Origin of the sequence: Pedobacter sp. KBW06 (assembly GCF_003852525.1) — a bacterium.
GTDB lineage: Bacteria > Bacteroidota > Bacteroidia > Sphingobacteriales > Sphingobacteriaceae > Pedobacter.
This window is the reverse complement of the sequence record NZ_QAJL01000001.1, coordinates 2,469,100-2,480,715: the sequence shown is the minus strand read 5'-3', so window position 1 is coordinate 2,480,715 and position 11,616 is coordinate 2,469,100. Positions and strand designations below refer to the sequence as shown.

Annotated in this window: 10 protein-coding genes; 6 read left to right on the top strand and 4 right to left on the bottom strand. The window is 42.7% G+C overall.

Translation table 11 applies throughout. The annotated features are described in order from the left end of the window. Positions 1 to 180: 180 nt before the first annotated feature. Positions 181 to 1,233 (bottom strand): hypothetical protein, encoded by a 1,053-nt coding sequence (locus DBR43_RS10210; protein ID WP_199756998.1) that lies wholly within the window; start codon positions 1,231 to 1,233, stop codon positions 181 to 183. A gap of 196 nt (positions 1,234 to 1,429) precedes the next feature. Here DBR43_RS10210 and DBR43_RS10205 point away from each other — a divergent pair, with 196 nt between their 5' ends. The 6 genes from DBR43_RS10205 (at position 1,430) to DBR43_RS10180 (ending at position 8,980) form a co-directional block, all read left to right on the top strand. Then, a complete protein-coding gene (locus DBR43_RS10205) occupies positions 1,430 to 3,718 on the top strand; it encodes a TonB-dependent receptor (protein WP_124580338.1) in 2,289 nt (762 codons plus the stop codon). 22 nt (positions 3,719 to 3,740) lie between these two features. Further along, positions 3,741 to 5,162, top strand: a complete 1,422-nt coding sequence (locus DBR43_RS10200) for an HmuY family protein (protein WP_124580336.1) — start codon at positions 3,741 to 3,743, stop codon at positions 5,160 to 5,162. Between the two features lie 91 nt (positions 5,163 to 5,253). Then, a complete protein-coding gene (locus tag DBR43_RS10195; RefSeq protein WP_233602924.1) occupies positions 5,254 to 6,120 on the top strand; it encodes a hemin ABC transporter substrate-binding protein in 867 nt (288 codons plus the stop codon). Beyond that, positions 6,117 to 7,163, top strand: a complete 1,047-nt coding sequence (locus DBR43_RS10190; protein ID WP_233602923.1) for a FecCD family ABC transporter permease — start codon at positions 6,117 to 6,119, stop codon at positions 7,161 to 7,163. The genes DBR43_RS10195 and DBR43_RS10190 overlap by 4 nt, the downstream gene beginning before the upstream one ends. Further along, positions 7,164 to 7,946 (top strand): heme ABC transporter ATP-binding protein, encoded by a 783-nt coding sequence (locus tag DBR43_RS10185; RefSeq protein WP_124580334.1) that lies wholly within the window; start codon positions 7,164 to 7,166, stop codon positions 7,944 to 7,946. Positions 7,947 to 7,951: 5 nt separating this feature from the next. Continuing rightward, entirely contained in the window at positions 7,952 to 8,980 is a 1,029-nt protein-coding gene (locus DBR43_RS10180) for a hemin-degrading factor (protein WP_124580332.1), read from the top strand. A gap of 87 nt (positions 8,981 to 9,067) precedes the next feature. Here the strand turns inward: DBR43_RS10180 and DBR43_RS10175 are convergent, their stop codons facing one another. From DBR43_RS10175 to DBR43_RS10165, 3 genes are read right to left on the bottom strand one after another with little or no spacing between them, the layout of a single operon-like run. Further along, positions 9,068 to 9,952, bottom strand: a complete 885-nt coding sequence (locus DBR43_RS10175; protein ID WP_124580330.1) for a class I SAM-dependent methyltransferase — start codon at positions 9,950 to 9,952, stop codon at positions 9,068 to 9,070. A gap of 14 nt (positions 9,953 to 9,966) precedes the next feature. Beyond that, positions 9,967 to 10,719: an ABC transporter ATP-binding protein gene (locus DBR43_RS10170; protein WP_124580328.1), complete on the bottom strand. Its 753-nt coding sequence runs from the start codon at positions 10,717 to 10,719 to the stop codon at positions 9,967 to 9,969. Beyond that, positions 10,716 to 11,450, bottom strand: a complete 735-nt coding sequence (locus DBR43_RS10165; protein ID WP_073229842.1) for an MlaE family ABC transporter permease — start codon at positions 11,448 to 11,450, stop codon at positions 10,716 to 10,718. The genes DBR43_RS10170 and DBR43_RS10165 overlap by 4 nt, the downstream gene beginning before the upstream one ends. Between the last annotated feature and the right edge of the window lie 166 nt (positions 11,451 to 11,616).

Below are 11,616 nucleotides of genomic sequence, written 5' to 3'. Positions count from 1 at the left end.
CCAACCCCTCGCCAACCCCTCGGCAACCCTGAAGCCTATACAAAAAACAAGCGGAAAACCATACAATGCTGGATAATGCGGTTCGGGACCGATATCGGAATCGTTTTAAAAGTAAATGGCCGAATAACTATCTGCTTTACAAAGCGGGTGGTTATTCGGCCATTTATGCATTTTACCTTATTATTGGTATTGTATGTAAATCGGTATTGGTTTTAGTTTCAGCAATTCTTCCGGTGTCATTAACCTGTTTGGTGCTTTCTTTAAATCATTTTTGTAGAACAATTTAAATCCGGTAAACTGAACCGGTTCCGGGAAGATAAAGTGGCGGTAAGTACCTTTTTTAAGTTCCGGCTCACCCCATCCGTCCATGTGCATGACCATCTGAACTTCCGGACGAAGTTTAACGTTCTTATAATTCGTTACCATTTTTCTGGTGAAACGATGAACGACAAATACTTTTGGAGGAAGGTTATATTTTTTTACCAGGTTTGCCAGGTATTCAGAACAATAGTTGATATCTGCAGCATCATAGGTTCCTATTTTTTTACCAGGTTTGCTTCCGTCTTTCATCGAGAATTCAGGATCAATACCTAAATGTACCTGTGGCATCTGAAGGTATTTTTCCAATCTTGGTAGTTCTGCTTTGATCGTGCTTAAACCTACCTGTATATCCAGGAACACAATTGCGTTTTGCATTTTAGCAATCTTCAATACAGAGTCAATCTGCTTGTCGCCCATACGGTTGATGTATTTGCCATCTTTTCCTGGCGTACCGCTGGCCACTGAAGCAATGTAATGCACACCTGCCTGAACAGGAGTCGAAGGATCTGCCTTTTCCCAATGTTTAATCTCCGCATTTAACCTGCTCCACATTTCTTTAGGTGCATATTCTCCTAAGGCACCCATTTTCTTGGAGTGAAGGTTTCCATAATAAACAACGATGCGTTTAAAAGGAAGGATCGCTCCGGCAAGGGGGTAAGGTTGATTTTTTACAGGCCAGGTTCCTGTAGTATCGCCATTGGCGAGTTTCTGTAGTAATGAATTGTACTTTGCAGTATCTACGGCCTCTCTTACTGTCCCTACTTCTGGTTCTGCGGTAACCACGGTATCTCCGTTGGCATTAACTGTTTTCTTCTGTTCGGTCGTTTTCTTTGCGTCGGAAGTGCAGCTGATGAATACACCAAGTGATGCCATTCCTATTAAAACTGTTCCTGCTAACTGTGGTATTTTCATATGGTGGTAATTGTTTTCTAAAGATAAAAATTGTTACAAGTATAAGGTTCTTTAAAGGAATAAAAAAACCGTTTCAGTAGCTGTTCTTAAATATTAGCAGGATGTCTTAGAACTATTCTAAATAATGTTTGGAATTATTCTAAATAAGTCCTTATACTTGCAGTATTATTTGAAATGATTCTAAATAGCTAGTTAAATGAAACGATTTCTACTTCCCTTTTTACTTTTTATGTCTGTTTTGGGGCTTCATGCTCAGGAAAGGACTGGAGTAATTTTAGGAAAAGTAAATACAGCTGACGGGTTACCGGCGGCGAATGTGATGGTTTTTCTCAAGGGCCTGAACAGAATAGCATATACAACGGAGAACGGTGTTTTCCGGATTTCTTCTCCTTCGGGCTCACAGGTATTGGTCATTCAATCTAATACAAAAAAACAAACAGAAATTCAGGTAACAGTGATTGCCGGAAAGGAACAGGAAATTCCGGTTGTTCTGCTGGGAGAAAAGTCTTACGAGCTAAATGAAGTGGTCATCACTGGTTTGTACGAACCGCAATCCATCCGCAATTCTGTATATAATATCCGTACCATCAGCAGCCAGATGATCAAACTTCGCGGAGCAACTGATTTAAAAAACATATTGAGCACTGAGCTTGGGATTCGCTTCTCCACAGATCCGATGACGGGAATCAGCAATCCTAAATTTATGGGACTGAACAGCAGCAGCTCAGGAATCAAAATCCTTTTGGATGGGGTGCCAATGATGGATCGGGGAGTAGATAAAGAGAGCCTTGGGCAGATTGACATCAATACGGTAGAGCGGATTGAAATTGTCGAAGGTCCGATGTCTGTAATTTATGGTACAGATGCAATGGCTGGTGTAATTAACATCATTACCAGGAGAGGAAATTCCGATCAGTTCTCCGTTACGGCCCGTGTGCAGGAAGAAACCGCAGGAAAAGAATACGATGCTTTCAGTAATAAAGGCATTCATAATGAATACCTCAATGTGAACTGGCAAAAAAATGGCTGGCACATCGGCGCTTCAGGTACCCGCAATAATTTTGGTGGCTGGAAAGGAAACAAAACCGGACGTGCGCAGGAATGGCTGCCGAAAGATCAATGGCTAACCGCCGCAACTGCAGGCTATAAAAACAGTAAAATGGACCTTTGGTACCGCTTTAACGGAACGGACGAAACTTTAACCCTTCGCGGAGATTATGACCCTGCATTAGCTGCACCTGTAGCGGCAGATAAACAATACCTGTCTAAACGCTGGTTCCATCAGGTTCAAAGTTCTTTTTTTCTCAGCGATAAGCTAAGTCTGGATATGGCAGGATCATATACCGATTATAGCCGCCGTACTTTATCTACGAATAAAGACATCAATACCGGAAAAGAAACCTTATCTCTTGAGCCTGGATCTCAGGATAAAGACGTCATGAAGAGCACGTTCTTTCGCAGTACGCTACAATATAAATTGTCCCCTGAGGTGATTTTACAACCTGGAATTGAGTTTAACCGCAGTTCAGGAAAAGGTAACCGGATCGTCGGTGAACCTGCAATCAATGATTATGCATTTTTCCTTTCCTCACAGTTGCAGCTAATAGATGCGATACAGATTAAACCAGGTTTCAGGATGGTTAAAAATTCGGTATATGACGCGCCACCTTTTATTCCGTCACTACATACCAAGTTCAGGTTAAATGAGCAGCTGGATTTCAGGTTGTCTTATGCCAGAGGGTTCAGAGCACCGGTATTGAGGGAATTGTATTTCTATTTCAGAGATGCGAACCATGATATCGCAGGCAACTTAGACCTGAAAGCGGAATATTCAAACAGTTTTAATACTTCCCTTTCCTGGACCTTGAAAAATAGCCCGGAGCTCAGATTGAGTACGATACTGAGTGGTTTCTTTAACGATTACAGAAATAGAATCGTTCTGGGAACAGTGGAAGGCAATAGTAGGTTAAATACTTACCTGAACTTCGATAAATCCAGAACGCTGGGTGGAGAATGGACCGGAGTATTGTCCTGGAAAAATCTTCAGGCAAACCTGGGATTGTCCTATATCGGACAGTATAATGAGTTGTCAGACCAAAAACAGATCTCAGGCAACAATCCGAAATATGTTTGGTCACCCGAGGTCAGTACGAATATCAGTTACCTGATCCCTAAGCTGGAAACGAGCGTTAGCTTTTTCTATAAGTTCACAGGAAAACAGTCCGCTTATACCAGTAGCACTGTAGACGGGAAACAGGTCGCGAGACTGAACCAAATGTCTGCTTTTCATATTTCAGACATGAGCTTAAATAAAATTGTAAATAAATACTTAACCATAAACGGAGGGGTAAGAAATCTCTTCAATGTAACCAGGGTAAGAACGGTAGGCCTGGAAGGTGGCGGACATGTTGGGGATGGCAATAACCCATTCGGATTCGGACGCTCTTATTTCCTGGGTTTAACAATGCACTGGTCTAAAAAATAATTAATAATCAAATTAAAAATATATGAAAAAAGTTTTCCATTTCCTTTTGATCATCTCTTTAGCTACCGGGGTAATTTCCTGTAAAAAGTCAGATCCGCCAGCTCCGGACAATACCATTAATTTTGAAGCGTCTAAACAAGGACTGGAAGCCTCGGCGACAGAAACCGTGGTGAAGATTAACCTGGCAATGGCCTCTTCGGTAGCGGTTCCTGTAACGGTGAACCTGACTAATGCAGGTTTGAGCTATGGGGTAGAATATACTACTGAGCCGTCTGCAGCAAACAATACTTTGTCGTTGACCATTCCTGCCGGAGGAACATCAGTTTCTTTTAAAGTTAAAAAGGTAGCAAATGCCGTAATTAACGGAACAGAAACCATAGATTTTACCATCAGCTCTGCAGGAAATCCAATTGTATTGGGTACTACAGTGAAAACTCAGCTTAGTTTTAGCTCGATCACTTCTGAAGGTTCAACGTTAACTTTAAAGGGAATTGCAGGTACTGAAGCAGGAAGCGGAGCACTAAACTCTGTCTTTGTAGATCTGAGCAGCAACTCCATGGTCAATGTAAAAAGAGATACCTGGGTACTTGGATTTTCATCAGGAACTGATTTCCGGGTGAAACTGAACAATACGAATGGAACTTCAGCGATTAAATTGGGCGCTAAAGCTGATTTAAATGCGGTAACTGCTACAGATGTAGTTTTAAATGACCTGGCCATTCAATTGGGTACTCCGGAGTCGAATGATGTTAAACCGTTTGTGAACATAGACAACGTATATGGCGACGTGACAAAAGATATTATTGCGAACGTTTCTGCAACCGATGCAGATAACAAAGTATACATTGTGAATCCTTCAGGTGGAAGTCACACTTCTGTTTTGTCTCTTGACAACTTATTGAAAATCCGCATCCTTCGTAAAGGCAACGGATATACTTTACAATATGCGAAACTGAAAGAAACTACTTTCAAAACAATCGACATCACTAAAGATGACGCAAATAACTTTGTATTCATCGCTTTTGATGATGTTGCTAAAGTGCTGAAGGTAGAGCCTTCGAAAGCTAAATGGGACTTCGTATGGACCTGGTCGGTTTACTACGGACTAATGGGCACAGCACCATATCCTTATGGTTTCTCTGATGTGGTATTTGTAAATAACCTCGGTGGCGTTCAGGCAGCGCAGGTGGCTACTTCAACGGTATCTTATGCAGATTACAAAGAAAGTAACATTGCCACCACCACCTTTAAGGCAGAAAGAAATGTAATTGGATCAGACTGGCGTTCAACCAGTCCGGCAACAGGCGTAAAAACAGATCGCTTTTATGTGATTAAAGACGCTGCAGGAAATGTATATAAACTGAGATTCATATCAATGGGTGCTGGTGATGCGGGTAAACGCGGTGAACCGGTACTGGAATATGTACTCGTTAAGAAGGGCTAAAATTTGGTTAGTTTAGGTTGAAGGCTGCTTCCGGTGGATGCCGGAAGCTCCTCTTTTTAACTTAAAAAGCCAGATTTAATAAAAAATTATCATGATGAAATATAGATTAATCCTATTGTCTTGTACAGTCGCTGCGGCACTCTCTGCCTGCAATGTGGCGGCAGACAAAAGAAATAAAGACCAGCTTCCCGATAGCATAAAAATTGTTTCCCTGAATGGGGCGGTAAGTGAGATTGTGGCGGGCCTGGGTCTGGAGAAAAATATTGTAGGGACAGATATTACGAGCAATTATCCGGAGAGCCTGAAAAGCAAGCCTAAAATAGGACATAACCGGAGAATCAATGCAGAAGGCGTATTATCCCTACAACCCAATATCGTGGTTGGAATGGCAAAAGAAGTCAGCCCGCAGCTGGCCGCGCAGTTCAGGAGTTCAGGAATCAGGCTAATCCTGTTTAACCAGGAGTTTACGCCTAAAGGAACGAAAGACCTGATTCGCGCAGTGGGAGATAGCCTGCACCATACCTTAAAGGTAGACTCGCTGACCAAGGCCTTTGAAACGGAGCTGGCGGAAGCGCAAAAGCACATCAACAATCCTAAAAAACCTAAAGTGCTGTTTATTTATGCACGCGGTACAGGGACAATGATGGTAGGTGGAACAGGAACGCCGGTAGAGAAGGTGATTGAGCTGGCAGGAGGTACGAATGCCATTACTGAATTTGCAGAATACAAACCACTGACTTCAGAATCTTTAGTCAAAGCGAATCCCGATGTGATCCTTTTATTTGACGATGGACTGGAAAGCTTAGGTGGTGCAAATGGACTCTTAGGTGTGCAGGGCATTTCGCAAACCAATGCAGGAAAAAACAAAAGGTTTGTTACCATGAAAGGTGAATTGCTCACCAGCTTTGGTCCACGCTTAGGACAGGCCGTAACAGAATTAGCAGAGAAGATAAAGTGATCAAAAATACAGGATATATCCTTTTAATATTAACTGTTGTCCTGGTTCTGACGATGGTCATTTCCTCTTGCGTAGGTGCGGTACATATCAGCTTTTCTGAACTCATCTCTATCATTGCTTATCATACCGGATTATCGGGACATCAAAATTTTGAATCACAGCAGGCAGCAGTATTTTTAAATTTACGGTTACCGCGGGTTTTATTGGGTGTACTGATCGGCGCTGCATTGGGCGTTTCCGGTGCTGCAATTCAGGGTCTCTTTCGCAATCCGCTTGCGGAACCTGGTTTAATAGGTATCTCTTCAGGGGCGACCTTATTTGCAGTCATCATGATTGTTTTAGAGACTAAAATATTCAAAGAACTGAGCGGTGTTATTGGCTTCTATGCGCTTTCTCTTGCCTCTTTTATTGGCGCAGGGTTAACGACGATGCTTGTCTATCGCATTGCAATGAGAAATGGAAAAACCATTATTACCACATTATTGCTGGGAGGAATTGCCATCAATGCATTGGCGGGTGCTTTTGTTGGCTTACTGACCTATATGGCAACCGATGCACAGTTAAGGAACATTACCTTCTGGAGTCTGGGGAGCCTTGGGGGTGCAAGCTGGCCAACAGTAACGGCCTTGCTGCCATTTGTATTAATTCCGGTATTTGGATTGCCCTTTCTTGCCAAATCATTAAATGCGCTGGCACTGGGAGAATCTCAGGCGATGCATATGGGGGTAAATGTGAAAGTTGTTAAAAGACTAATCATCGTGTTGGCCACGATGGCCGTGGGGGCTTCCGTTGCAGTAGCAGGGATTATCGCCTTTATAGGGCTGATCATTCCACATATTTTAAGGATGACTTTTACCGCAGATCACCGCCTGGTTATTCCGGGAGCGGCATTGCTGGGGGCGTCCTTGTTAACCATGGCAGACCTGATCGCAAGAACGGTAGTCGCGCCGGCAGAATTGCCAATCGGAATTCTGACAGCCATGATTGGTGCTCCGGTATTTATATATATTGTCATTACTGAAAGAAATAAAAATAACCCATAAATGATCAAAGTTAAGGCACTGAGCTATAAGGCAGGAGGTAAGAAGTTATTGGATAACCTGAGTTTCGACGCAGGCAGAGGCGAATTACTGGCGATACTGGGTGCCAATGGTGCCGGTAAAAGTACCTTAATGAAATTGCTTTGCCGGGAAATCAAGCCTTTTAGCGGAAAGATCACGATTAATGATAAAGAATTAGACAATTACAGGCTGGAAGATCTCGCCAGGACGAGGGCAGTATTGTCGCAGCACAATACAATTTCCATCTCTTTCCAGGTGAATGAGCTGGTCCTGATGGGAAGATATCCTCATTTTCAGCAAGAACCAACGGAGGCAGATTTCAAAATTGTGCAGCAGGTAATGGAAGAAACAGGAATTACGCACCTGGCTTCCAGAGATTACAACACGCTTTCCGGTGGAGAGCAGCAAAGGGTACAGCTGGCCAGGGTCATTGCTCAGATTTACGACAGTCCCAATGCCTGCCTGTTTCTGGATGAGCCTACCAATGGCCTGGATTTACAGTATCAGCAACAGATTATGGTGCTGGCGAGATCGCTCGCCGACCGCGGTTATTGTGTCATCTGCATTCTGCACGACATTAACTTCGCCTCGAGGTTTGCAGATCGGATCATGATGCTGAAGAACGGGCAAAAAGTAGCAGAAGGACTGCCTGTTGAAGTGATCAATTGCGAAAATATACATGAAACATTCAGCATAAAGGTAAAGCTGATGGAATGCGAAGGTTATGCATGCCCCTTAGTTGTACCGGCAACAGTATTAAAATAAGAATTATGGAAAAGACATTAGATTTAAAAAATCAGTGGGCGGCTTTTAAAGCCGAACATCCAAAGGTTAGGATCAGAGATGCAGCAAAACAACTGGCAACTTCTGAAGCGGCATTAATTGCAACTACAGTAGGGGAGTCTGCCGTTCGATTGCAGGAACAGTTTCCGGAAATTTTGAAAGAAGTGGAAGGATTGGGTTATGTGATGGCACTAACCCGAAATGACCATTGCGTGCACGAACGCAAGGGGATCTATAAAAAGGTGTCTTTCCGTGGATCAATCGGATTGGCAGTTAATCCTGATATTGATCTGAGGTTGTTCATGGGCCAGTGGGCTTCCGGTTTCGCGGTCAGTGAAAATGAACGAAAAAGCCTGCAGTTTTTTGGAAAAGACGGTGAGGCGGTACATAAGGTTTACCTGACTGAAAGCAGTGATGAGGATGCTTATCAGGCTTTGGTGACAAAGTACAGAGCCGAAGACCAGCAGGCTCCTCTGACTTTTAGCGAAGCTAAGGCTCCTGTGGTGGAACTTGCCGATGAGGAAGTTGCGGTAGCAGATTTTAAACAGGCCTGGCTGGATTTAGAGGATACTCATGATTTTCATGGCCTGCTGAATACTTATGGGCTGACACGCACTCAGGCACTTCGTCTGGCACCGGAAGGGCATGCGGTTCCTGTTACCCTGGATTCCCTGAAAGCGATGTTACATAAAGCTTCTGATACAGATCTGGAAGTTATGGTCTTTACGGGAAGTGCCGGCTGTATTCAGATCCATACCGGGCTCGTGAAAAAGATTCTGGAAACAGGTCCATGGTTCAATGTAATGGATCCTGAATTTAACATGCATTTAAGAATGGATGGGATTGCTTCGCTTTGGCTGGTGAAAAAGCCGACAAAAGATGGAATCGTAACGAGTATAGAAGTTTTTGATGCCGAAGGAAATATTATCGTTCAGTTTTTTGGAAAGCGTAAACCAGGCATTCCGGAAGATGAAAACTGGCGGAGAATTGTAAATGAATTGGCCGTTAAAGGCTAAAAAAATCTATAACCAGTGAGGTGTTGCTGGGGTTTAGGTGTGTTTAAAGCGTCGGATTAGGCCCCGACGCTTTGTTTTTTTACAGGGCTATTTAAAAGTATTGAACTTTCCAAAAACCCCAAGAGGTAACTTTATTCCGGAAGTTGCCTGTAAGTACAGCTCTCCGGTTTCCAGGTTTTGTACCTGAGGGAAAGAAGTCCTGATCAGGTTCTCTACAATCACAGAAGAAAATCCTAAGGAATAAGTGTTCAGGATTAAGAAGTGTTCCTCCTCATCCAATAACTGTACTACATCCTGCATCATTTCCTGGATGTGATCCTCGAGTTTCCATTTCTCTCCATTCGGACCGTGTCCAAATGCAGGTGGGTCCAGGATAATTCCGTTATATTTTTTACCGCGTTTTAATTCTCTTTTGACAAATTTTAAAGCATCTTCCACCACCCAGCGGACATCTTTAAGGTTCGACAGTTCCTGGTTTTCATTGGCCCAGTTGACCACCTGTTTGATGGAATCTACGTGTGTAGTATCAGCACCTGCTGCCTTTGCAATCAATGATGCGGCACCGGTATAGGCAAAAAGGTTGAGTACTTTAGGAACCGGGGTTTTGAATTTTCTAACAGAAGAAGATATGTAATCCCAGTTTACCGCCTGTTCAGGGAAAACACCAACATGTTTGAAAGAGGTCAGCCCTAAACGAAGGTTAATGCTTACATCGTCATTTTTGTAGTTTACGTTCCATCTGTCGGGCAGGTGTGCGGAGCTCTTTATCCACTCACCGGTGGTTGCGGAACGTCCTTTGAAACGGATATGGGTTAATTTTTTCCATTCCTGCTCAGAAAGGACCTTTTTCCATACAGCCTGAGGCTCAGGTCTGCACAACACAAGGTTGCCAAAGCGTTCTAATTTTTCAAAATCACCACAATCAATCAACTCATAATCTTTCCAGTGTGTGGGTGTTAACAGGCTTATCATAAAAATATGGGTATTTAAAATTTGTCTTTTGCAGCTTTCATAAAACGGCTGGCAAAAACAAAATCATTTAGTTCTTGAATATCAGTATGGGCGATCTCTTTATTTGATCCTTCCCAGAATTTCTTTCCTTCGTGTAAGAATAAGATGTAATCACCAATTCCCATTACGGAGTTCATATCGTGGGTTACTACAATCGTTGTGGTATTGTATTCTTCTGTCAGCTCCTTGATCAGCTCATCAATAACGATGGAAGTCTTAGGGTCCAAACCAGAATTGGGCTCATCAACAAAGAGGTATTTAGGGTTCATGGCAATCGCACGCGCAATTCCCACACGTTTTTTCATTCCTCCGGAAAGTTCAGCAGGAAAAAGTGCATTTTTTCCAGACAGGTTTACCCGTTCCAGACAGAAGTTTACACGATCCAGTTTTTCTTTACGTTTCTGATCGGTAAACATATTTAAAGGAAACATGATGTTTTCTTCTACCGTCATTGAATCAAAGAGTGCAGATCCCTGAAAAAGCATTCCGATCTCTTTCCTGATCTCGATTTTCTCTTCAAAGTTCATGGTCGTAAATTCACGCCCATCATATTCTACACTTCCTTTCTCAGGATGGTGCAGGCCAATCATACACTTTAATAAAGTGGTTTTTCCGGAACCGGAGCCGCCAATAATCAGATTGGTTACCCCTGGTTTAAACTGTCCTGAAATTCCTTTTAAAACTTCATTATCGCCGAATGATTTGTAAATGTCCTTGATTTCGATCATAGTAATAACTGGGTTACGATGTAATCACATGCCAGAATAGTAATACAACTTACTACAACGGCTCTTGTACTTGCCTGTGCTACTTCCAGCGCTCCGCCTTTCACATAAAAACCTTCATATGCAGGAACAGACGTAATGATGAAACCAAAAACAAATGCTTTTACCAGGGCTACAACAATGGTATAAGGATTAAAATCAGTGGTAATCCCCTGAACATATTCAGCTGCAGAAACTGCACCTGATAAAGTTCCTCCGATGTATCCGCCACCAATGCTCAATACCATTGATAAGATCACCAAAAGCGGGACCATGGTAATTCCGGCAAGGACTTTTGGCAGGATCAGGTATCCCGGAGAGTTGATGCCCATGATTTCCAGTGCATCAATCTGTTCACTTACGCGCATCGTTCCGATCTCTGAGGAGATGGCAGATCCGATTTTACCAGCCAGTACAATTGCCGTAATGGTTGGGCTAAGCTCCAGAATACTGGAGTCGCGGTTTACAGAACCAATAATGGTTTTGGGAATAAAGTCACTCACGAGCTGAAAGGCAATCTGCAAGGTCATTACCGCCCCGATAAAGGTCGAAATGATGGCTATTAGTCCTATAGAGCCGACGCCGATAAAGTCCATCTGTTTAAAAATGGCCTTCATATATATACTTAACTTTTCCGGCTTTCTGAATACGGCCTTTAACAAAAGGATGTACCTGCCAAAATTGGTGAAATTCATTTAATGAAAAATTAGCTATGGTAATAATGCAATAATACTACAAAGAAACAACAAAAATTGTTGGGACATTCTTTATTTATTAAATAATTATTTCAATTACCGGGTGTTTTGTCTGGTTTTAAGTGGTAAAATGGCTACAGAGTCTATGGCATTTTATGTAATATTG